Here is a 23,483-nt window from a genome sequence, read left to right as displayed (position 1 = left end):
AAACGTAGTAAGAAAAGAATAAACGGAACTAAAATTCAAAACGATGAAAAAATATTATTTACCGCTATATGCCATGCTCTTCTCTGCCGTTCTTTGCTTCACGGGATGCAACGACTTTTTAGACGTATCTCCGGACGAGCGCATGGAAATCGATAACCTCGACAAGGTCTATCAAACGGTCACCGGAGCTTACCAGAACAAGTACGGTTTCAGGTTTACACACATGTCTTCCGACGATGTCACTGCCGTAAAGGGGGTAAACCGCACGCAGGAAACAATCGAAGACCTGTATACATGGAATCGCGATTTCCGGAACCAGACGCATCAGGATGCTCCGGCATCTTACTGGACGATCACGTACAGCTCCATTGCCAACATCAACCATGCCCTCGAGGCTATGGATAAATTGAAAATCCTTCCGGAAGAATCGGCCAAAGCGGAAGTTATACGGGGAGAGGCCCTGATTGTCCGTTCCTACTGCCATTTCATGCTGGTCAACCTATTCGCAAAACATTTTGACAAATCCACGGCCTCGACAGATCCGGGCATTCCTTACGTTGTCAAACCCGAAGACCGATTGGTGGTTCATTACAAAAGAGCTTCCGTGGAAGAGGTATACCGACTGGCAGAAGAAGATTTGCAGGAAGGAATCCGCTTGTTGGAAAAACACCCCAAACTATTCAATCCGAGTAAATACCATTTTACGTTTCCGACGGTATACCTGTATGCCTCCCGTTTTTACACCTTCCGAAATCAGGATAAAAAAGATGTAGAGCTGGCTATCCGATATGCCCATAAAGCAATCCAACAATTCGGAGGCTTACTGGTGATGCGCTCCTGGACCGAATACGGGAAAGACCAGGAAGGTCCTGTCGATGTTACCCAAGGCGAAGTGGGATTGGTGCAGGTTTCGGCTACCATGGTCAATTATGCCTTTATTTATCAACTGACAGACGGAATTAAGGACACGGAATTAAAAAATCCGTTCAAACAAAACGACCTCCGTTTAAAAGGCAAATACCTTACCTCAGGAAACATATTTACGCCCATGTACTTTTTTGTCCCGGAAAAAGAGAACACCCTCTATTCGGCATACGATCTGTTTCCCATGTCGGAAGCCTTACTCAATGCCGCCGAAGGATACGCCCGGGAAGAAGATTTCGATCAGGCTTTGGAGATGTTACATGCTTTGGGCAAAAAAGTCTATTACAACTACAACAACTCCAAAGTAAGCAGAGCCGCCATACAAAAAGCCTATCCGGCCGACACGGAACAGGAATCCATGATCCGGTATATCCTTTTCGAAAGACGGGTACAATTTCTGATGAAAGGTATGAGATGGTTCGACATTAAACGCTATAACCTGGATGTGGAGCATCTGCTGCAGGACGGTACCACTATTCGTTTATCCGAAATCGCACCGAACAAAGATTATCAAATTCCCGGTTACGCGATCGAAGCCGGACTTGAACCCAATAAATAAATGAACATATGAAAACAAAGATATTTTTTGCCTTACTCTTTGTCGTCTCGGTCCTAACCGGATGTTCCGACAACGATTCGTTACTCCCCTCCGAAGAAGAACTTTTTCCGACAAAAACAAACACGGAGCTGGATAAGCAATTAAACGAACTTTTCCGACCCTATAACACGATTGTCGAATACCGGTATATTAAAAACCTGATTCCGGACGACTGGTATTATATTTATCCGGTCGAAGAAGAGTTAGTAGTACCGATGGCCGAATTTTTAAAAGCGTATTGGATCGGCCCCCTGGAAGCCGGATCTTCCCGCGAGTTCGTGGTAAAAAACTTCCCGCGCATGATCCTCCTTATCGGGTCATCGGCCTACAACATGGACGGCACGCGGGTCACCGGACAGGCCGAGGGAGGAACTCTTATCCGCTTCACGGAGGTAAATGACTATAACATCGAAAAAGAGAAATGGATATCGGGACAATTGGAAACCGCTTTCCACGAATACGCCCATATTCTCCACCAAACGTTCGGTTTTCCGGACGACTATCGCGACATCACCCCTGACAGTTACACGAAAGGAGGATGGAAATCGTTGAAACTCAAAGACGCCATTAAACTGGGTATGGTCTCCAATTACGCCTGCTCTGCCCCGGAAGAGGATTTTGCGGAACTTTTTTATTTCTGGATCGTCAGCCCGTATGCAGATTTGGAATACGTGTTCAACGAACAACCGACCGGCGGACTTAAACCCTCCCAGGTACAAGACGTGGTAGAAATGAACGCGGGAAGAAGAATTATCCAGAAAAAATTATTGACAATGGAAAAGTACCTGCAACGGATCGGTGTCGATCTGCAAAACATTCGAAATGACTTACAACACCGTTTGGGACATGAAGAATAAGACCATTGTCAAATCCAAAAATAGAAACGATATGAAAACGACTACCTTTTTACTATTAATATGCACAACGTTCATTGTCTCTTGCCAGGACAATAAAGTAGACGACCTCTTTGAACTCTCCCCGGAGGCAAGAGTCGCCCAAAGCGTCAGCGAAATTCAAAACGAATTAATCGCCGCCAAAGAGGGATGGATCGCACACTATATTTACAACGAATCGGCCGACGATATCTACCTTAAAATTATTTTTAAAGAGAATAACCGGGCTGAAATCACCTATTCCAAGAAAGGAAAGATCATAACGGAAGAGAGCAGTTATGCCCTTCGCTATTCCCAGCAAGTAGATTTGATTTTCGACACCTACTCCGTTTTTGCCACATTAGTAAATAGTCTGAACAAAGGTGATTTCCGCTTCGAACTCGAGCGGAAAGAAAACGGATTACTCTATTTCAAAAGCCGCGGCAGTACTTTTGAGCCGGAGAGTCATATCGAGTTCGAACCCGATACGGGTACTCTTACTTATGAAAAACTATTAGCCATGTACAACCGATTGCTTCCCGATCCGAATAAACCCTTTTATCGTGTGATGAATATTCAGGGAGCGAATACGAAGTTTTGCCTTTGGAGGGGATGCGGAATCAATTTAGAATGGGAAGAAAACAATGTTTTCTACACCCAGCATTTACCGATAAAAATAACCGACGACGGATTTGAGTTCAGGAAACCTTTTCAAATTAATAATACTAATATCACCCGCTTGGTTTATAATGAAACCGATGATAATTTTGAAATCTGGAGCGAACAGACAAAAGTCGGTTCCCTGGATTACACGGAGCAGAAACCATGTCGATTCGGAAATTCCACGGAAGAATTTTTAAAGGAAGTAGGCGGATTCGTCGTTATCGAATACAGCGGGGAAATGCAGAATATTATCGATCTGGTGTATGAAAATGATCCCGATTTCTACGATATTGAATTCTACGTGAACTACGGAAAAGACGAAGATATGAACGAATTGAATTTCTATAGCGAAGAGTGGGGATACCTGGTATGGGATATGGACTTCCGGTACGACAAAGATGTCATGACGATGAATGTCATTGAAGCGCAATCGGATGAAGCCGAAGAATACGCTGCCGATATCGCTCCCGATCTGTATCAGGTCTTCGCGGACCGGGCGTTCACGTTAGTTTTGCGAAACGGCAAATACTGGTTTATTCAAAACGACGATCCCTATATCTACATGCTCGTAGAGCCCTTATAAGCCCTCAAAGAGGTTGTCTTTCCGTCTCAGGCTCGATAAACCGGCAAGAACGAGATCGAAGACAACCTCTTTTCCTTATATCAGATTACCTCGTAAGTGAATTTATCGGTCGTTTTCTCCTCGCTGAGGGCAATCATTTGGGGGACCAAACGGATAAAATGTTCCGTATTGCGATGGGTTTCCAGCACATCGGCATTTGCCCACGTCTCGATAATCTCCAACCGATCCGGTTCCATCATATTTGAAAAAATATCGTACCCTATACATCCGTTCTCTTGCCGCGATTTAACAGCAAGTTCCCGCAAAACTTCTATCAATTTCTCCTTGTTCTCTAATTTTACCCGGAGAGCCACATTAATTCTAATCATCTGTTTTACTTTTTAACCTTTATTCATAATACACAAAATTCCACCCCATCATTTTAATTGCATCATTTTTAATAATTGAGAACCTAAGCCCACCCTATACCCTTGGGATATAAATACGACCTCTCCCTTTCGATTCACCACAATAACACATGGCAATTGTTTCGTTTTTAATTCCAAGGCCTTTTCCCATGCACGCCACACCTCCTCCTCGACATCATAACCAAAACTCAAAACGGTCGGGAAGGGTCGAAAAGCCGATCGATCAAATTTTTTCCACTGTTCTTTATTCCGAAAAATAAATGTCATCGGTATTCCTAACTCTTCAAAATCACTTTTCATGCTACTAACATCCCGTAACAGATGATTAGTAGGCTCCTTATCCGCTTCTATCAAAGCCAAGGCCGTATAACCCGCCAAAGGCCATTCTAAAAATTCCCGGTTACCATTCTCCTCCAAACCACAAGCCAAATCAGGATCAATATGTCCTAATATTCGGTTCACTTCTTTACATGGAGCGATATGCATGTCCAAAACAATTGTTTCATCAGGATCTATCCGAAATGAGGTCATATTCGACAATACGGTACCGTCACTCCTACGATTACCCGCGATCAAAAGATAGCTTCCCTCCTCTAAAGTTACCGGCTTTGCAAATATGCTTTTTAAAGAAGCTCCGGCTCCCATATCCACCGCGGCATTACTTCCCAAATCTATGGTACGGACCGTTTGATCTCTCAATTGAGCTATCGTGAAATTCAAAAAATAATTCGGGTCCTTTACCTCATCTCCCTCGTAACGTATCATCAGCCTCCCTTTCGGCCCGACGAAATCTGATACGGCAACCGAAAGTGATCTCCAACTTCCATTATCATAATATTCCGGTTTCCCCGAAACAGGCTCGATCCGAGCCGGAATCCCCAAAGAGCGGCAAGCCGCAACGAAAAAAACATCTCTCGAACGGGAATCCGTAAAACCTGTCCGCAAAACTCCTTCCGGAGGAGTAATGATTTTTGCCGGATAAATAGAATCTACCAAACAGATGCGATCTATCTCCTCCGTCAAATCGGACACGGAAGAGATCCGCTTTTTCGACAAATAATCGGTCAATAACGAACGATAAGCCGTCAGAAATTCATTCCTGATTCGGGGGTTCAAAACATACTCTTTAAACATCGGGGTTTCCCTGTACTTCCATGCCGAATTCAAATGATCCGTCCATACCCGAGCCGGGGTATCCTGCAAATCTTTCTCCGGAACCACGCTCAACAACGCCATAGCCATCCCTCTCCTCTCCGGGGATATCTCCCGGATAAAACGGACCGTCTCCTCGTAGTTTCCCCGGCTTATTTTTACGAACCGAACGAATTGTTCCGGATCAACGCCCAACTCTTTCGCTATCTCTTCAGCCTCCTTTTCCTGCATAAAGGAAGCGACATAAGCATTTCGGATAGAATCTTCCCGCGTAAATCTCTTGTCATTCAAGGCTCGCTCTTCACTGTTGGCAATAGCGGCGACAGGTTCGGCGACCGGTGGCACCAGAATATACTCTTCCGCATATCGACTATCCGAATCCTTATTCAAGACAATCCGAAGGGTATCCCCCTCCCTTACATCATACTTGCCAAAGCCGTATTTTTCTCCCTTGGAAACCCAAACGATCAGATCACCCAATCCCAAAGTCAAACGGGAGTTTCCATCTTTATCCGAATATAAAGTCGCTATCGGATAATACTCTCCGTAATTAAACAACCGATATTCCACTTTTGCTCCGGCAACAGGTTGTTGAAGAGAATCAATAACTTGCACGACCGTCGGTCTGGTCTTCGTATAATGAGCCGTCACGTTAATGCCGGTACTGTTCCGAGTGGCATATACCACCTCTTCATCTCCTTTATAACGTCCGAAAACATCCGCCTCCACGTAAACAGCCCGCTGTACCGGAACGGTGAACCAGGCCATATTCAACCGGGGTTCGGGTTCACAAGCTCCCAAATATTTCCATTCTCCATCCACCCATACCTCTATCCAGGCGTGGTTATCGTCACAATGTGCCCAACGGGGTGTATAAATCTGCCGGGCAGGAATAGCCACAGCCCGCAAAGCCGCTAATGTAAACACCGACTCTTCCCCGCAACGTCCGTAAGCCGTGCTCACGGTTGCCAAAGGAGAAAAAGTACGCGCATCCGTCGGTCTGTAAACAACCTTCTCATGGCACCAGTGATTGACCTCTAAAGCCGCTTCTTCCATAGATCTACAACCTCCTACCCTATCCTTTAACTCCCTGTAAAAAACAACGCGGGAAGAATCCAATGCCTCCTTTCCCCCTCTAACCGGAAGAACAAAATGACGAAAAATCACCTCCGGAATCTCTTTTCCCCAGGGCATCTTCTCTTTAGCCCGAAGCGAAGCCCTGACATTTTTTAGAAAGAACGTACCGCTTTGCATGGAGATATCCACCAACGGAGAATAGGCATACAAAAACTCCATCGCTTCCCGTTCTTCCCAATTCATGGGGGTATCGAAAATTTCCAATACATTTTCCGAAGATTTTATCAACATCTCTCTTTTACGGTCGAAATCATGCCGGACCTCCACTCGATAATCCCGATCCGAAATAAAATGCGGATGCTTACAACAAGTAAAAAACAGGGACATAACCAGTCCGATAATAAGTAATTTCATCTCAATAGGAGTTTATAGAGCAAATATAACGGATATTTTCCGATTTTTTTTTACTATTTCACCAATTCAGAGGTATTTTTCAAAATAATATAACTATTTTCCTCTATTATTGAACGGACAGGATGAATGCTTGTTTCTGTAAGAGCAAGTTTACAGAGTTAAAAAAAGGCAAAATAACAGTTTCAGGTACTTGGTAAATAGCCTATATTCGAGATATAAATATAACAATCAAACAATAACACATTTAGCTTCCTTTATTTTCAAATTATCAAATTTCGATGCGACTGAATATTTATTTATTATAAATTTATTTTAGTTAATAATATATAATTTATAAAAATACACTCATCCTTTTATATTTTCACGGTGTCTTCTATACATACATAATAAAAAAGCGAATATGAACATTGTTGCCCATTATGAATCCATTTTATTGAGACGAAGTTGGGGATTCCGTGTATTTGCCGTAATTTCTTTGTTATCAATCACTTTACTACAATATATTTTACAAGGAGGAGCAGGAACAGCATGGCATCGTATAGCCCTTCCCTCTTCCATCCCCTGGCTAAATACTTATCTGTTCACTATTGCACAATCCATCATGGTTGTTCTGGTGGTTGCGGAGATCACAACGAGAGACAAGCGTTCGGATACCCTTTCCGTATTTCACGTGCGCCCCTTGTCTAATTTGAAATATATTATCGGCAGAGCACGAGGAATCGCAAAGGTATTCATCGAATTAAACCTGATCGCTCTTTTATTGGCCTTAGGTATTAATCTTTGGGGAAGTCCCTCGCCATTAGATCCTTGGTTATACCTATTCTATCTGATAACTTATTCCTTACCTTCTTTACTATTCATGATTGGACTCTCGTTACTGGTTGCCCGCTGGATAAAACATCAATCTCTAATTTTATTTGTATTATTGACATACGTGGGAATCAGCTATTCCTATTTGCCTGAAATCTACCGCGGTACTTTCGATTTTTTAGGTATAGGGATCCCGAACTTATTTTCTTCCGTCACGGGACATCCGAACTTACTTGTCTATCTGTTACAGCGCTCGGCATTTTTGTCGATGGGATTAGGATGCCTTGGCGTTACCGTCTGGCTATTTCATCGTTTGTCAGACCGCAACGAATTAGATAGAGCAAAAACAGGAGCATTTGTATTATTACTGTTTGGCGTACTCTGTTGTTTAGGATACTTCTATATTTTTCAAAAAGACTGCATCGCCAGCAAGAGATACACGAACACCTTTCTAAAATATGCCGGAAGCCAAGATTTGAGCATGAAACAGCAAGATATTATTTATAAACAACAAGGAAATAGAATAGAGGTTCAAGCCAAATTATGGATCAAAAATAAGACTAAACGGGAATTACCGAAAATGATTCTGTATTTAAACCCCGCTCTAAAGGTACAAGAAATCACTTCAAAAGGAGAAAAAATCTCTTTTCTCCGGGAGAATCAAGTAATTATCATAAACCAAGCGATAAAACCGGATAAAGAAACTATACTGCAGGTAAAATACGAGGGCTACATCGATGAACGGATATGTTATCTGGATATTCCTGACAAGGTACGTGAGGAAACCCGTTGGCTGGACCCGCTGTGGCGATACGGAAAAAGATATGCTTTCCTGAAATCAGATTACACTCTTCTGACTCCGGAATGTTTATGGTATCCCGTAGTCATCCCTCCGGTTAATCTTGGATCCAATTATGCAACGGGAAAAGATTTTTCCACATACATGCTCCAAGTCATTCACCCGAAGGATCGTACCGTCATCTCACAGGGCGAATGTTTGGAAAGGGAAGACACGACTTATTTCCGGCCCACAGAGAGATTAACAGGAATTAGTCTGTGCATAGGATCGTATAAAAAAGAGGTAGTAAAAATGAAGAGTTTTTCCATAGAGGCTTATTATATCGATAATGCTCACTGGAAAATGTTTCCTTTTAAAGAGTTGCAAAATATTTTTCCAGTAATCTGTGAAACGACTCTAAAAGATTATCCATTCCGGGAATTACGGGTAGTCGAAATACCGGCAACATTTACTTCTTATGCAAGAAACTGGAAGGGAGGAAGCGATTGGATACAACCAGCTCTTGTTTTCATTCCGGAAAGAGCGATCACATTACCAGATATAAACTTTTTCAGAAAGGATCAAAACCTTTCAATAATAGGTGCAGAAGAAGCCGATGAGATAGAAAACCAAATTGCAGAAACGGAATCATTGTTTAACGATCTGTTTTGGAGTGATCAAATATCAATATCCAATGCCTCTTTTTGGACATCCATTCCTTTCATGAACACGGAAGAACGCCGGGGAAATGCCGTCGAAATGAGTTATGCTCCAAATTTATATTGCATAAAGCCAATGTATTCGGACCACGTGAATTACATCTATTCTGAAAATTATCCGGGAATAGATCCAATACTTGCCCGGATTCCTCAATGGAAAATTAACGATGTAAGATGGCAAATGACGACAGGAAACTATAACGGAACGGATAAAATACAACAGGCACGCTCTTATTTAGCCAATCATAGTTTACGAGAAGCTTCCGTCAATAAAAAATTGGACATGGAAGTGACCTCTGCCATATTCGATCAGATGAGTTTATTTTTGAAAAATAAAATTGCAACAAAGGTCTCCTGCCCTGAGTTCGACCGATTCTTCCAAGAATTCAGACAGGCTCATATGTTTCAAGAAGTTTCTCTGGAACAATTCTCACAAGCTTTTTATGACCGATTCGACTGGGACCTTATGCCATGGTTATCTTACTGGTATAATGAAAACAAACGTCCCAGACTGATCATAAAAGATATCCAGACTGATGCTTTACAACACGAAGAGCTGAAAGGCTATACAAGCCATTTCCGAATCTATAATCCCACAGAAGAAGATGCAATCATATCCGTTAGTGCAAGGAGTCGTCCCGTTTACGCAAATAACTTTGAAATCGGAGCGGGAAAAGCAAAAGAGATCCGGTTCATTACTCAAACTCGTCCGGTTCAAATACTCATTAACACGGGATTGTCTGAAAATATTCCCATGACGATCAACTGGACTGCCAAACCGGGAAAGACAATAGTCTCTTCGGACACTTCTCAGGGCATCTTTGATATGGATCCTGACTATTTTCAACTTGCTGCCGGAGAAATTATCGTAGACAACGAAGATCCCGGCTTCACGATAGATGAAGTAACAAAGTACCAAAACATCACTACAAACTTCTCTCCGCAACAAAAAAAATACGGAAAATTTCTGGAGGTCAACTCGAATAAATGGACACCTATTGTTGAAGACAATTGTTACGGGAGTCACATTTTAAGTGCTTATGCAAGATTACGGGAGAGAGAAGGAGATAGTGTTTCATGGACAACCTCTGTCCCCAAAGCCGGTCGCTATGAGCTGTGGGTTTACATTCCATGGATAACAAGCGTTCTCCACGAAAAAGGAACTATTCTGCAACAATACTATACCATAGAGGAAAACGGAGCAGAACGGGAGATCGAGATTGATATTTTAAAAGATACGGGATGGGTATTATTAGGTGAATTCGAACTTCTGGAAGGAGAAAATAAGGTGACCCTTTTGGATAAAGGAGTAAAAGGACAACGTCTCATTGCCGATGCGGTGAAATGGAAGCGTATCAAAAATTAATCCGATGAAAATCGGAGCTCTCTATGAATTAAAAACAAGTGTACAATCGAAAGGAGGTTTATACAAGTACACGTTACTTTTATTTTTTGTGTATCATTAAAATTAAAATCAAATGAAAAAAATAATAACAAAAAGAGGATTCATGCTCTTTATTTTTATAATAGGCTTGAATATAAGTGTTTTTGCTCAATTAAAAACTGTAACGGGACAAGTAAAAGATGATTTCGGTCCCCTACCCGGAGTATCTGTTCAAATAAAAGGGACTGCACGGGGGGTAATTACGGATAAAAAAGGAAAATATAATATTCAAGTTCTCGAAAATGACATTTTGGTTTTTTCTTATACAGGATATACGCCTCAAGAAGTCAGGGTTGCAGGAAAATCAATCATAAATGTCATCATGCACGAAGAAATAGAACAATTATTAGCCTATCACCCGACTCTTTCTCTCGAAAAAAAGACGTTCTATATAAAAAAGGAAGAGAACGAATGGCTCCCCAAGGAGTACAATTGTGTTTAGCGTGATAAAAAAATACCATTAACTGCTGACAAATAAAAGGACTGAGAGCCCAACTATACAGGGCCCAGTCCTCATTCATTTTATAAAAGACCTTTTTTCACGAATAATAGAAATCGATTCTAATACGATCTATCGACTCAAACAATTCATTTTAAATTTAAAAATCATAATTTTGGCCGTATGGAAGATACGTCTAAAATCATACGATCGTTGGTCACACAGGCGGCCTATATATCCCCGGCCTCACAGGCAGCATTAGCCGATATTCTGGTCCGTTTCGAATTGGACAAGGAGGAGGTTTTTTACGGGAAGGAGAGGTATGTCTGTATTACAGCCTGGTTGAGAAAGGGATGATCCGTCTTTACTATATCAAGGGAGGACGGGATTTGACCGAACACTTCGTCTACGAAAACGGACTATTTGTTTCACTCGAGAGTTTTTTCAGACAAACACCAAGCCGACTAATCATAGAAGCGTTAGAACCTACGGTTATCTACTCCATGCCTTACGATAAATTACACTCCCTGATGAAAGAGAATCATGAGATTGAACACTTTTACGGCAAATTATTAGAGAACTCGCTTATCGAATCACAACAAAAAGCAGATGTCTGCCGTTTTGAAACCGCCAGGGAGCGTTACCATCGGCTGGCAAACGAACACCCGGAGACCATAAAAAGAGCCCCTCTCGTCCATATTGCTTCCCGTCTCGGTATGCCCCCGGAAAGCCTTAGCCGGGTACGGGCAGGTCTCCTATAAAGCATTAAGCTGCATGGGAACAAGAGTCTTTGGGCAGAGATTTTACCCGGGCAAAACTCTTCCCGACCCATTTTCGGCTATTCCAACGACGTACAAAAACAATAGCCCGGATACCCTCATCCAGGGTAAAGGCAATCCACATGCCGGCTAATCCCCATCCCAAGCTAATACCGAAAACATAGCTTAAAGCAGTAGCCACACCCCACATCACGATAACACCGGTCGCAAAAGGATAAGTCACATCCCCTACCGCATTCAAAACATTCACGGAAAGAATAATTACGGCACACCCCACCTCCAACACGACATCGATACACAGTATCACTATTCCCATCCCAACGATTTCCGGATTACGGGTCAACAGGCTGAATATCGTCTTACTAAATAATGCCGTAACAGAGGTAACCCGAACTTTCCGAAAATCAAGGCATAGTTACCTAATATATTCAGTACATTCATCAGCAGGGTCACACGCATCGGATAAAAAACCTTGTTATGGCTTCTCAACACGGCAGATAGAGTTAAAGCAATCGCTTGAAAAAAAAGCAAAACCTCCCACGATTCGCATATAAACCAAACCGTCGGCAACCAAGCCCGGATCAAGATTCATCATCTTCAACAAGGATTCTGCCCGAAAGAACAAAACGGCACTGATAGACAAACCGATCAACGTGTTAAAAAGCGAGGAAACGCCCACAACCTGTATGACATTCTTATGCCGCTTTGCCCCCAAATATTGTGAACAAAGTACCGAAGTCCCGACAGTACTCACGCCGAATACCAAAAAGACCAGATTCAACAATTGATTGACCACCCCCACGGCCGCAACCGTATCATCGGAATAACGACTCAACATAAAGGTATCCATCGCACCCAACAACATGATCAACAAGGTCTCGATAAAAATAGGCCCTGTCAATTTAAACAATCGCACCCGTAAGCTCTTCTGATCTTCCATCGTCATTCATTTTAACGATGCAAAAATAAGAGTCAGTCTCTCAGGTTGACTTGATATAAATCAAAAAAAACGTGTTGAGTCTCCCCAACACGTTTTTATAAAACATTCGATTATCTTATTTTTTCACAGCTTCCAAAGACAAAAGAATTGATTGGTAATGAGCTTTGTCGGCAGCATTAGCTGACGGGATCCGACTCTTAAGCAAAGAGATCATCTTTTCCATCAAAGCCGTATTGTAAGCCCCGGTCTCATCGATATTGTCGATGCGAACCTCACGTTGCCATCCGTATCCGTATACATCGCCGAATTGATTTTTCTGCATCTGAGCGGCAACACATCCGGCGCCGTACTCGCTTTCGATATGACGTAAACGTTTTTGGAAACGGGCAACAGCTCCCGACTCATCCAATCCGTAAGCAACAATCTCGTCTACGGAAGGAGCATAGGCATCGAGTTCGAGGTTTTCACCCTGCAATCCGAACAATCCGCCACTCTTCTTCCCTACTACTTTGTTAACAGAGGCTACAACTTCTGCGGCCAAATTTCTCTGCAACAATTTATCGCCTTCGGTTAATTTACGACCTTGGATCGTCGGTTCCCAAATTCCGGCATACAAATCGTCATAGAACTCTTTCAAAGAATAAGCTTTGTCAGCCACATGAGAAGATACCATCACGTTCTTATTCAATCCGAATAATTTCTTAGCGACAGCAGCTCTCAAAGTGATAGACATATTCAAAGCCAAGGGGAATTTGGAAGTCAACTCCTTGTCATTCAACCAATCGCTGTTGCGAACTTGTTTGATAGCCCAATTCATGGCTTTCTTTTGAACCTCTTTCGGTACGGCCTGATAACGTTTTCCGGGAGTTCCGTCTTTCACGTCAGACAAGTAGATACCGCCGACATTCACCAATGCATTGTTCAAATAACGGAAATATTGATTCACAATACTCATGTACAAATCCTGCCGATGAGCGGTTGAAGGATCATCCGTAATCCAGTTATTCAAGTTCTTCAAAATATATTTCAAGTTCTTGATACCGTAATCACCGGCTTTCATAGCATCGTCACCTAAATCTTCTTCCAACGCACTCGGATCGTAACGGCTGAAAATTTGTTGTCTTCCGTAACGATACATCGGATCGCCGGCTTTTTCGTCTACCCAGCTTTCCAATACTTTAGCTTCTTCTTTTACCGATTTATTTCCGGGGATCGGAGAATACAGCCATTTGATAGCATACAAATCGTAAATACCCATATCAGGAGGAGTCAATCTAACTCCCTTGTCATTCGGTTGAGCAACATAGTTGAAACGGGCATAATCCATGATAGAGGGAGTGGTTCCGTATTTCTGAGTGAAAGAAGCAGAACGCAAAGAGTCTACCGGGAAGGCGTTAGAAGCGGCCATATTATGCATCAAACCTAACGTATGTCCGATTTCATGAGCAAACACATAGGTAAGAGACTCATCCATAATCTCTTTCGGCATTTTTTTCGTCCGAACAGAAGGATCGATCTGAGCTGTCTGAACAAAACGCCAGTTATTGATCAATTTAACAACATCATTGTACACCAGTACGGTAGCGTTGATAATTTCACCTGTTCTCGGATCAACCCAAGAGGGCCCCATAGCATTGGCAACCTCTATCGGCACGTAACGGATACAAGAATACTTCAAGTTGTCCGGATCAAAGTTAGGATCGTCTTTCGGGAAATCGTATACCTGCATGGCATTTTTGAAACCGATTTTTTCAAAAGCCTGATTCCAAACCAACACGGATTTTTTCAAAGGTTCTTTCCACTCTTCCGGGAAAGCATCGTCCACGTACCACACGATAGGCTTAACGGGTTCTACCAGTTCTCCGCGTTCCCAAGCCTGCATATCTTTGGGTTCCAAACGCCAACGATTAGCTAACGTATAATTCTGAATACCGTCTTCTGCCATCGTGATGTTTTGTTTACCGGTCAGGAAGATTCCGACACGGCTATCAGCGATACGCGGTTTCATTTGTTCTTCCGGTAACAAAAGGATGGTCCGGTTAACTTTAGCAGTCACCTCTCCGCTTCCGAAAATAAACATCCAAAACTGCAATTTATAGGAATAAGTCATATAAGACTCGATGGAAACATTATCCTCAAAAGCTTTGATCTTACCTAAAATAGACAGATCCGGCTTCAATGTGGAAACCACGTTCAAAAAGCCGTAATAACTGGACATCGGGCTAAGAGCCGGTTCACTCGCGGTAAACATGGTCGTCATATCGATCATCACCGCCGTGCTATCCGCATTGTAAGCCTCGATTTTGTATTTCTTCATGAAAGGATCCATATAGTTCCTTTCCAAAGCCAATTTCAACTGAGGATCACCTTCGGTTATGGCATTCACTTCTTGAAGAACGATCGTACTGTCGATCTTATTGAATTTAACATGTAACGGATCGTTCGGCTTATAACCGACGGTAGCGATCTCAGAATTACTGGATTCTGCCGTGGTAGAAGCAATCAACATATCGCGTCCAATGTACTTCAACGGTAATTCTACATACAATTTACCATCGATTTTGTGTAAAGTCAAGAATTTACCCTCGGCAGTCTCGCGTCCCGGTTTTTTCATCAACTTTTCATAGGGAGTCTCCTTCTTTTTCGGAGCTACCTCTTCGGTTTTGTTCTTGTTTTTTTTCTTTTTGCGTGATGCAGCATAGCTGTCATTGGCAAAGGGCACAACAAACAATGCAGCCACAAATAATACAATCCATTTTTTCATACAAACAAATTTTAATAAATATGCGATAAAATTACATTAAGATTCCACATTACGATACTCTTCTCCCTACTTTAACGATAAATTAACAAGAAAAAAACGCCTCTTATTCATGCATATTCCAATAACCATATGATAATCTGAAACATACACAACACACTCATCTCTTTTCTACTATTTTAACATACTTTTCTCTCCAAAAATCAAAACTTTTCGATTCTCATATCTTTGTAGCTTTATTACTGAATATTCATAATATATGCATAATAAACATCACCGTACGCTTTATCATCCGTTACGCCCCCCTTTATTACCCGAAAAGTATCATCTACGGGTGAATGACCTTTCAACCCGTATTCTTTTTTTACCCTTTTGCATTTCAATACCCAAATACTTTTATCCCCCTCCGTATGGTGCGCTTCTTTTAGGAATAATCTCCCCTTTCGTCTGTTTCATACATTGGAATCCTGCCGTAAAAGAGTTAAGAAGTACCCGCCCAGCCATTACCTTTATTTAACTTCCCTCAACACGTTGACGGCCTTTTCTTTACATCCTTAATGAACCGGTGCCCGCAAGGACCGCCGTGGGTTTCGTTTTGATTATCGGCGGAGCCTACCTGACAGGAAAAGGAAGATCAAACTTCATAAATAAACATAAATATTTCTACATAGATATATTTACAATACATTTATTTGTTTAGTTATAAATAATATCATACCTTTACCGCAAACCAGAAACATAAAACATCACACCAATGAAACGAATCACCTTATTCTCTTTCTTGTTACTGGGCATGACTTTTTTCTACTCATGCGTAAAAGAAAGTTCCCCGAGCACTAATACGCCGGAGAAAGTTACGAAATTAAACATACCATCCAATTTCGATTGGAAAACTTCTGCCAACATAGTCTGTAACTTTACAGCCCAACACGATACGAAAGTGGAAGTATCGCTCGCGAAAGAAGAGGCATCTTTTGCCACTTTTATCGTCGGTCGCGAAACCGATAACGTATATCTAAACCTTCCGACCTCCACGAAAAAAGTGTATGTAAAATACGAAACGAAGGACGGGAATTTTAAAACAGTGGAATTAGTTCCGGCGGGGACAACCTTGTCCTGCACGATCCCCGGGGACAGCAAGGAGTATGTTGCACCCCAAACCGAAATCTTCAACATTCAAAGAGCAATAGCACGTACTCCCCAACAAAACGTGGGGACAATATATTATCCCGCCCAAAATAACGGTTGGGGCACATTAATGTTCGAGGATTTATGGCCTGGCTACGGAGACTATGATTTTAACGATCTGGTTGCCAATTACAAAATACAACTTTACATGCAAAACAAAAATAAAGTGAACAGCATGCTGATCGGTATCCGGGTGAAAGCCGTAGGTGGCTCTATTCCTAATGATTTTTATCTCACGTTAACGGGGGTAAAAGGAGGAGAGATCGATGAAATCACCCCTTACAGCAGTCATAACGCCGTCGCAACCGCTGAAATGGTACAACTCAATCCCGGAAATAGTGTTCATACTCCTGCCACCTTTATTTTTAAAGACATCAAAAAGAATGACAAAAAACCTAAGGGAGCAATATATCTAAATACGGAACGGGGTTACGAAATGCCGGAAAACGACTGGGTTACAGTTGCCTATTTCGTCCAATTCAGAAATTCGATTGCTATCGAAGACGTGACATTCGATAAATTCGATTTCTTTATTGCCAACACGGAAAGAGAAATACACTTGGGAGGATTCGCCCCCTCGCTGTTAGGACAATCCGTCTATGACAACTTAGTGGCCAACAGCAATAATATCAATCCGAATAAATACTATTATTCCAAAACCAATCTGATATGGGGTTTAAGCATTCCGGCAGACATCCCACATGCCTATGAAAACACAGATTTTTTAAAAGCTTACCCCAACTTTGCCAAATGGGCCCAATCGGGAGGCTCCGCAAACACAGACTGGTATGAAGACAAAGGCGACAATCGGATAAATGCCAATTTAGTTAAATAACCCCATAAAGGTAAGAGTAATATTAAGAAATAACTTCTTCGTTTTTTACGAAGAAGTTATTTTTTTACAAACAACGAAACGAATAAAAAACATCGAATGGCAATCTGCAGGAAAACATAACTCCATTTTATTTCATTTTATAACCATATTATTAGCAATATATCAATTTTATTACTAATTTTGCATATATTGGAAATAAATGCATGCTTCTTTCATTTTAAGATATGCCGAGGTGGAAATACACGTAGATAATGGATTTAACAAGAGCATTGAAAATAAATTGGATCATATCTAAAACGAAATACGACAGAAACTTCTACCGACGATGGAAAAATTATACGAAAACCCCGAAACGACAACCATAGAGCAGGAACTTGAGCTATATCGTTCAATGATCGGTTCCTTACCACAAACCATTATTCTGTTGGATAAAAACAAATACGTCATTCGCATCTACAACGTCCCTTCTCAAAAAACAATAGCCGATCATCTATACAAAATTACAGGCAAATCTCTTCATTATTACTGTAAAGATCCGACCTTTCCCTATCAAAAACTTTGTTGTCAAATCGACACTATTTTCGATTCCGTCCTTAAAACAGGTAAAACGATTCATTTCGAAGACAATCTTCATGACAGAGACATAGAAATAATAGTCTCCAGAATCCCGAATAAACGAATAACGATCCAGATTCGCGACATCTCAAATCTCATTAACATAGAAAAAGAGAGAGAAACACAAGCGCACAACCAAGAATTACACGGAGCATTAATCGCCGGAGGTTTATCTTCATGGAGCTATGACGTGGAAAAAAAAATCATATCATCCGTCCACAACAATACGGTTATCGGTAAACAGATGAGACTCGAAGAGTTACTTCTGCGCATTGAGCCAGGGTATCGTCATTTACTTATCGATGCTTTCGAACAGATCATCCATCACGGAAGTAAATTTCAAAAATTCATAGTGGAAATCCGTGATCTATTTAACCAAAAAATAGATCTGGACATACACGCCATACCTTACCGATACACTCCAAACGGTAAAGTATCTATCATCATCGGTTCTCAAAAAGACGCTACTAAAAAACTTTTTTACGAAACCAATCGCACCACCCTGATCAAACAAAATAAACTAATCCTGGACAACGCAAATTCCGGATTCGTTTATATGACTTCCAACTACCAAATTCTTTGGGAAAACGTATCGAAAGTATTCTCCGATACACAGATCGTCAATCATTTCCGGGTAGGATCCCACTGTTACAGATCATTCGGCAAAAAAAAAGCTCCATTTTGCATGGAATGCCCGACACTCCAAGCCATAGCTTCCCGCAAAGTACAATGCCATACTTTCACCACTCCCAAAGGGTTATCGGTTGAAATAACGGCCAACCCAATCATCAATGAAGAAGAACAAGTAGAAGGAGTCGTACTTCGTATAGACGATATCACGAAACGGGAAGCAACCTATAACAAATTGAAACAATCCGAAGCAAAAAATGCCGCAACAAATCAATTACTATTGGCCATCCTTGAATATATGCCTTGTGCATTCTTTATCAAAGATGCCAATGACGAGTATAAATACGTAATAGCTAATAAAGAGTTTTGTAACTCTATCGTACATACAAAAAAGATTATAGGGAAAACAGATTATGAAATTTTCCCACCGGAAAAGGCAAACTATTACCGTATGCAAGACACGAATGTCATCGGGTGTAACGATATACTGACGATAGATGAAGAGATAGGGACAAACAATCAAGATAACTTCATGTGGCATATCACCAAATTTCCATTAATCGATAAAAAGAATAATAGAAAATTAGTCATAGGGATAGCACTTAACATCACAGAACACGTAAGAGCACAACAGGAAATCGAGTACAGCAAAACTTTGCTTGAATTCTCTTTTGTCGTCGGAAAAATCATCCCTTGGATCTGGGACTTATCCACCGGCATGATTCACTCGAACAGCAAAGAAGCTCTCTTTTTTGACCAGGAATCCACCTTCGAGGAATACATCGACACCTTTGTACATCCAGATCACAGGGCTAGAATCAAACAAGAAGCCAATGACTTAATCCACGGAAGAACGAAAGAACTGAATAGCCAAATATTAACACTCCGATCCGGCAAATACGAGTGGAATCATATCATCGGACAAAAAATAAAAGACCCCCAAAGCGGGCAACTGAAAGTTTTAGGGATTAATCGAATCATTACCGAAGAGGTCAAACAAAAAGAGGAGTTAGCCCGAGCAAAAAAGAAAGCAGAACAATCGGATGCACTTAAATCTGCTTTTTTAGCCAATATGAGTCACGAAATACGTACTCCGTTAAACGCCATCGTAGGCTTCTCTCAACTCATACACACGGCCGAATCTTTGGAAGAACGACAAGAGTATCAACGAATCATCGACTCGAGTTGCGAGTATCTGCTCAACTTAATCAATGATATTCTCGACCTGTCAAAAATCGAAGCAGGCTATATCAGTCGTACCGATTGCGAATTCGATTTGACCGAACTCTTCTCGGAACAAGAGATCATGATCCGGCCTAAACTTAAACATAGCGTACAGCTGATCTGGACCAAACCGACATCAAAGTGCATCGTTTGCTTAGATCGACTGCGGGTTGCACAAATCATAACGAATTTTCTTACCAATGCAGCAAAATTCACGGAGAGAGGATGTATAGAAATGGGATTTACATCCCGTGACGGAGGCGTCAAATTATTCGTTAAAGATACCGGTTGCGGCATAGCAGAGAACAATATCGACAAAGTATTCGAACGATTCGAAAAATTCAACAAATTCGCCCAAGGCACAGGACTCGGAATGGCTATCTGTAAGGCTATTATCAACGCATACAATGGAAAAATCGGTGTTACGTCCAGAATAAACGAGGGAAGTCTATTTTGGGCATGGATTCCATGTCATATCCACTCGGAGAAAAACGACAACAGTCAAACAAATACGACACTACCCTAAATACTTTACCCAACGACAAACGCAACAAAATCACACGACCTGTTTCGATTTCGTTACAATAATACTTGAACACTTCCGTAACATTTAAAGTTATTTCAATAACTGTTCTATTTTTTCGATCAACGCTTTGAAAGAGGCTTCATCATAACCGATTTCCAGGTAAACAATTTTCCCATCTTTCCCGACTATATAATTACGGGGAATGGAAGAAGTGGCAAATTTCTCAAAAATCTTCCGGTCGGTATCCATACCCATAGGAAACGTATAACCGTTCTTTTCCCGAAATTTTTTTATCTGTTCATAGCTATCTTCCCTGGATATCGGAAGAAAAACAAAATCTTTTCCCTTGAAGCGGTCGATAATCTCTTTTTGAACCCGTTTCAATTCAGCCTGACAGGGAGGGCACCAGGTAGCCCAAAAATTGATCAAAACCACTTTGCCTTTCAGATCATCGATTTTTATTTCCGTTCCATCAAACATCTTTACCTCGAAAGAGGGAACCCTATCCCCGACTTTTACCAAAGTCTCTTTTTCTTGCGCGAACACCCAGCTGATTCCCCCCATTAACAAGAGCATTACACCTATAATCCATAATCGTTTCATAATTGATAATTTAGTTGTTCCTACACAAAGATAAGATAATTATAGCACAATTCAACATTTATTACCAATTCTCTTCCTCCCCCGTTCGCATCAGCAAAATAAATCGAAGATTTTAAACATTCGGTTTGCGATTCCCGTTTAATCAATAAAACACTTATGCAAACAAAAGCAATACAACAAATTTTACCTCCACCTCCATCTCACATGGTCGGGGATGGTTTCCGGGTACACAACTTTTTTCCTCACGGTTACGATATGGCCCCCAATAGAATGAGTCCGTTCTATTTATTGGATTATAACGCCAAAATCGAATTTCCTCCCAAGGATACTCCCAGAGGAGTAGGCGTACACCCGCATCGGGGATTCGAAACCGTAACGATAGTTTATCACGGCAAGGTAGCACATCATGATAGTAAAGGTAACCACGGGGTTATCGGAGAAGGAGATATTCAATGGATGACGGCAGCATCCGGCATATTGCATAAAGAATACCACGAAGCAGGGTTCAGCCGAAAAGGAGGAGCCTTTCAAGTAGTTCAGCTCTGGATCAATCTTCCGGCCAAAGACAAAATGAGTACTCCCGGCTACCAATCCATTACCAACAAAGAAATACCCAAATATCCGTTACCACAAAATAAAGGAGTGGTAGAGGTCATTGCAGGAACTTACGAAGGGATAAAAGGCATCGCCCGTACTTTCACCCCCATCGAAATGTACAATATCCGTTTAAAGGCGGAAACAACAATAAATGTAGTATTACCGGAATACTATAACACCGGTATACTCGTTATCGAAGGAACAGTTCGAGTAAATGAAAAAGAGACGGCGCCGACGGATCATTTCATCTTATTCCGGAATGAAGGAGAAAAAATTACCTTAAAAGCACAGGAAGATTCGATACTATTGGTGTTAAGCGGCGAACCCATCAAAGAACCCATTGTCTCTTACGGTCCTTTCCTGATGAACACCAAAGAAGAAATCATGGATGCATACAAAGACCTAAACGCCGGCAAATTCGGTCGTTTGGAAGATTAGACAAAAAGAATTCCCCCAAAGATTTTACCTTTCTTGCTAATAACCCAGGAAATAACTATCTATAAAATATAACTATATTTTGTAAATATCTAAATTTTAATATATTATACACTATATCAACAAAAAAATCATTATATTTGTATGAAATTCAATCAAAAATAAGAAATAATGGAATATAATTCTTTTACTCTCCATAATTACAAAGCGATTCCTCAACTCTCAAAATTAACGCCGGCACAAATAGAAGCCATTGAAGTTGTCGGGCGAGTGTTGCCATTTAAGACCAATAATTACGTCATCGATGAACTGATCAACTGGGGCAATATTCCTGACGATCCCATATTCACTCTTACTTTTCCCCGTAGCGAGATGCTACCCGCCACCGCTTACAATAAGGTCAAATTTCTATTGGAAAACAAGGCAGATGAAGAGATATTAAAGAGAGAGATCGAAAAAATCCGTATAAGATTGAATCCGAATCCGGCCGGACAAGAGTACAATATCCCCATGCTGGGAGAGGTAAAACTCAAAGGAGTACAACACAAATACCGAGAAACCGTCCTGTTTTTTCCGGCACAAGGACAAACCTGCCACGCCTATTGCACCTTCTGTTTCCGCTGGCCGCAATTTTCGGGAATGAGTTCTTTAAAATTTCACATGAAAGAGGCTGACCTGCTTTATCAATACCTGGACAGTCACAAAAAGGTCAGCGATATACTGTTTACCGGAGGCGATCCCATGACTATGTCAGCCTCTATATTAACATCCTATATTCTTCCCCTGTTATCCGAACGATTCTCCCATATCCGTACCATTCGTATCGGTACAAAGTCCTTAGCTTATTGGCCGTATCGTTACCTGTCTGACAAGGATGCTCCCGAACTGTTAGCGTTATTCCGGCAAGTGGTCGCCTCGGGACGCAATTTAGCCATCCAGGCCCACTTCAACCATCCGGCGGAACTATCTACCTCCGCGGTAAAAGAGGCCGTACAACGGATACGCAATACCGGGGCGCAGATAAGGACGCAATCTCCCCTGCTTAAACATATAAACGACAAATCCGAAATTTGGAGTGAAATGTGGAGAAAACAAGTAGATATGAACATGATCCCCTATTATATGTTTGTAGCCCGGGACACCGGATCAAAAACATTTTTTGAACTTCCGTTGGAACGCTGTTGGCGTATATTCCGCGATGCATACAGTCACGTTAGCGGTGTGTGTCGTACGGTGCGAGGACCAAGCATGAGTACGGAACCGGGAAAAATCCAAATAGTGGGCATGAGCGAAGTAAAAGGAGAAAAAATATTCGTATTACGCTTTTTGCAAGGAAAAAAATCCCGGTGGGTGGATGTTCCTTTTTTCGCCCGATATGATCCCTATGCCACCTGGTTTGATCAACTTCACCCGGCATTCGGCGAAGAAAAATTCTTTTTTGAAAAATAATCCCTTCAAAAAAATACGGCA

Annotated in this window: 15 protein-coding genes and 1 pseudogene; 11 read left to right on the top strand and 5 right to left on the bottom strand. The window is 41.5% G+C overall.

The genetic code is table 11. From position 1 onward, the window contains the following. The first annotated feature begins 43 nt into the window (after positions 1-43). Genes PGR74_RS00135 through PGR74_RS00125 form a run of 3 tightly spaced genes read left to right on the top strand, consistent with a single transcriptional unit; the run spans position 44 to position 3,640 of the window. Positions 44-1,483: a RagB/SusD family nutrient uptake outer membrane protein gene (locus tag PGR74_RS00135; RefSeq protein ID WP_041503992.1), complete on the top strand. Its 1,440-nt coding sequence runs from the start codon at positions 44-46 to the stop codon at positions 1,481-1,483. Between the two features lie 8 nt (positions 1,484-1,491). Then, positions 1,492-2,379 (top strand): substrate import-associated zinc metallohydrolase lipoprotein, encoded by an 888-nt coding sequence (locus PGR74_RS00130; protein ID WP_041504999.1) that lies wholly within the window; start codon positions 1,492-1,494, stop codon positions 2,377-2,379. Next, positions 2,345-3,640 carry a DUF4302 domain-containing protein gene (locus tag PGR74_RS00125; protein WP_082027492.1) on the top strand — a complete coding sequence of 432 codons (1,296 nt, stop codon included), beginning with the start codon at positions 2,345-2,347 and terminating at the stop codon, positions 3,638-3,640. Before PGR74_RS00130 ends, PGR74_RS00125 begins: the two co-directional genes overlap by 35 nt. Positions 3,641-3,720: 80 nt before the next feature. Here PGR74_RS00125 and PGR74_RS00120 read toward each other — a convergent pair whose 3' ends face one another. Together PGR74_RS00120 and PGR74_RS00115 are read right to left on the bottom strand one after the other, a co-directional pair. Continuing rightward, entirely contained in the window at positions 3,721-4,008 is a 288-nt protein-coding gene (locus PGR74_RS00120) for a putative quinol monooxygenase (RefSeq protein ID WP_041503995.1), read from the bottom strand. Between the two features lie 48 nt (positions 4,009-4,056). Then, complete coding sequence (locus tag PGR74_RS00115; RefSeq protein ID WP_041503996.1) at positions 4,057-6,690, bottom strand: transglutaminase-like domain-containing protein; 2,634 nt, start codon at positions 6,688-6,690, stop codon at positions 4,057-4,059. Positions 6,691-7,090: 400 nt separating this feature from the next. Between PGR74_RS00115 and PGR74_RS00110 the strand changes: the two genes are divergently transcribed. From PGR74_RS00110 to PGR74_RS00095, 4 genes are all read left to right on the top strand, one after another. Next, a complete protein-coding gene (locus PGR74_RS00110) occupies positions 7,091-10,363 on the top strand; it encodes a golvesin C-terminal-like domain-containing protein (protein ID WP_041503997.1) in 3,273 nt (1,090 codons plus the stop codon). 112 nt (positions 10,364-10,475) lie between these two features. After that, positions 10,476-10,883, top strand: a complete 408-nt coding sequence (locus PGR74_RS00105; RefSeq protein WP_041503998.1) for a carboxypeptidase-like regulatory domain-containing protein — start codon at positions 10,476-10,478, stop codon at positions 10,881-10,883. Positions 10,884-11,063: 180 nt separating this feature from the next. After that, entirely contained in the window at positions 11,064-11,237 is a 174-nt protein-coding gene (locus PGR74_RS00100; RefSeq protein WP_235375089.1) for a hypothetical protein, read from the top strand. Further along, positions 11,234-11,641 (top strand): Crp/Fnr family transcriptional regulator, encoded by a 408-nt coding sequence (locus PGR74_RS00095; RefSeq protein WP_235375090.1) that lies wholly within the window; start codon positions 11,234-11,236, stop codon positions 11,639-11,641. The genes PGR74_RS00100 and PGR74_RS00095 overlap by 4 nt, the downstream gene beginning before the upstream one ends. Positions 11,642-11,645: 4 nt before the next feature. On the opposite strand, the pseudogene PGR74_RS00090 reads toward PGR74_RS00095, so the two are convergent. Continuing rightward, positions 11,646-12,605 (bottom strand): annotated as a pseudogene (locus PGR74_RS00090) (MATE family efflux transporter). A 109-nt stretch (positions 12,606-12,714) separates the two neighbouring features. Beyond that, on the bottom strand, positions 12,715-15,363 hold the full coding sequence (locus PGR74_RS00085; protein ID WP_041503999.1) for a zinc-dependent metalloprotease: 2,649 nt from the start codon (positions 15,361-15,363) through the stop codon (positions 12,715-12,717). 751 nt (positions 15,364-16,114) lie between these two features. Here PGR74_RS00085 and PGR74_RS00080 point away from each other — a divergent pair. Beyond that, on the top strand, positions 16,115-17,383 hold the full coding sequence (locus PGR74_RS00080) for an LruC domain-containing protein (protein ID WP_041504000.1): 1,269 nt from the start codon (positions 16,115-16,117) through the stop codon (positions 17,381-17,383). Positions 17,384-17,708: 325 nt separating this feature from the next. Continuing rightward, the gene (locus tag PGR74_RS00075; protein ID WP_052634746.1) at positions 17,709-20,378 is read left to right on the top strand and encodes a PAS domain-containing sensor histidine kinase; all 2,670 of its coding nucleotides are present in this window, start codon (positions 17,709-17,711) and stop codon (positions 20,376-20,378) included. A gap of 90 nt (positions 20,379-20,468) precedes the next feature. Here the strand turns inward: PGR74_RS00075 and PGR74_RS00070 are convergent, their stop codons facing one another. Continuing rightward, positions 20,469-20,981 (bottom strand): TlpA family protein disulfide reductase, encoded by a 513-nt coding sequence (locus PGR74_RS00070; RefSeq protein ID WP_041504001.1) that lies wholly within the window; start codon positions 20,979-20,981, stop codon positions 20,469-20,471. A gap of 156 nt (positions 20,982-21,137) precedes the next feature. Between PGR74_RS00070 and PGR74_RS00065 the strand changes: the two genes are divergently transcribed. Next, positions 21,138-22,016: a pirin family protein gene (locus PGR74_RS00065; protein ID WP_270516576.1), complete on the top strand. Its 879-nt coding sequence runs from the start codon at positions 21,138-21,140 to the stop codon at positions 22,014-22,016. Between the two features lie 168 nt (positions 22,017-22,184). Further along, positions 22,185-23,462, top strand: a complete 1,278-nt coding sequence (locus PGR74_RS00060) for a KamA family radical SAM protein (RefSeq protein WP_041504006.1) — start codon at positions 22,185-22,187, stop codon at positions 23,460-23,462. Positions 23,463-23,483: the final 21 nt, after the last annotated feature.

It is taken from the genome of Sanguibacteroides sp. AM78-02pH3A (genome assembly GCF_027666085.1).
GTDB classification, from domain to species: Bacteria; Bacteroidota; Bacteroidia; order Bacteroidales; family Marinifilaceae; genus Gabonibacter; species Gabonibacter massiliensis.
Note: the sequence above shows the minus strand (reverse complement) of the source record. Positions and strands in the feature narration are given on the sequence as shown.

Bases quoted from the DNA above. Each gene is read 5' to 3' on its own strand.
- PGR74_RS00075 (WP_052634746.1), top strand. From the start codon at position 17,709: ATGGAAAAATTATACGAAAACCCCGAAACGACAACCATAGAGCAGGAA.
- PGR74_RS00095 (WP_235375090.1), top strand. From the start codon at position 11,234: ATGATCCGTCTTTACTATATCAAGGGAGGACGGGATTTGACCGAACAC.
- PGR74_RS00065 (WP_270516576.1), top strand. From the start codon at position 21,138: ATGCAAACAAAAGCAATACAACAAATTTTACCTCCACCTCCATCTCAC.
- PGR74_RS00125 (WP_082027492.1), top strand. From the start codon at position 2,345: ATGACTTACAACACCGTTTGGGACATGAAGAATAAGACCATTGTCAAA.
- PGR74_RS00135 (WP_041503992.1), top strand. From the start codon at position 44: ATGAAAAAATATTATTTACCGCTATATGCCATGCTCTTCTCTGCCGTT.
- PGR74_RS00080 (WP_041504000.1), top strand. From the start codon at position 16,115: ATGAAACGAATCACCTTATTCTCTTTCTTGTTACTGGGCATGACTTTT.
- PGR74_RS00130 (WP_041504999.1), top strand. From the start codon at position 1,492: ATGAAAACAAAGATATTTTTTGCCTTACTCTTTGTCGTCTCGGTCCTA.
- PGR74_RS00100 (WP_235375089.1), top strand. From the start codon at position 11,064: ATGGAAGATACGTCTAAAATCATACGATCGTTGGTCACACAGGCGGCC.
- PGR74_RS00070 (WP_041504001.1), bottom strand. From the start codon at position 20,981: ATGAAACGATTATGGATTATAGGTGTAATGCTCTTGTTAATGGGGGGA.
- PGR74_RS00110 (WP_041503997.1), top strand. From the start codon at position 7,091: ATGAACATTGTTGCCCATTATGAATCCATTTTATTGAGACGAAGTTGG.
- PGR74_RS00085 (WP_041503999.1), bottom strand. From the start codon at position 15,363: ATGAAAAAATGGATTGTATTATTTGTGGCTGCATTGTTTGTTGTGCCC.
- PGR74_RS00060 (WP_041504006.1), top strand. From the start codon at position 22,185: ATGGAATATAATTCTTTTACTCTCCATAATTACAAAGCGATTCCTCAA.
- PGR74_RS00120 (WP_041503995.1), bottom strand. From the start codon at position 4,008: ATGATTAGAATTAATGTGGCTCTCCGGGTAAAATTAGAGAACAAGGAG.
- PGR74_RS00115 (WP_041503996.1), bottom strand. From the start codon at position 6,690: ATGAAATTACTTATTATCGGACTGGTTATGTCCCTGTTTTTTACTTGT.
- PGR74_RS00105 (WP_041503998.1), top strand. From the start codon at position 10,476: ATGAAAAAAATAATAACAAAAAGAGGATTCATGCTCTTTATTTTTATA.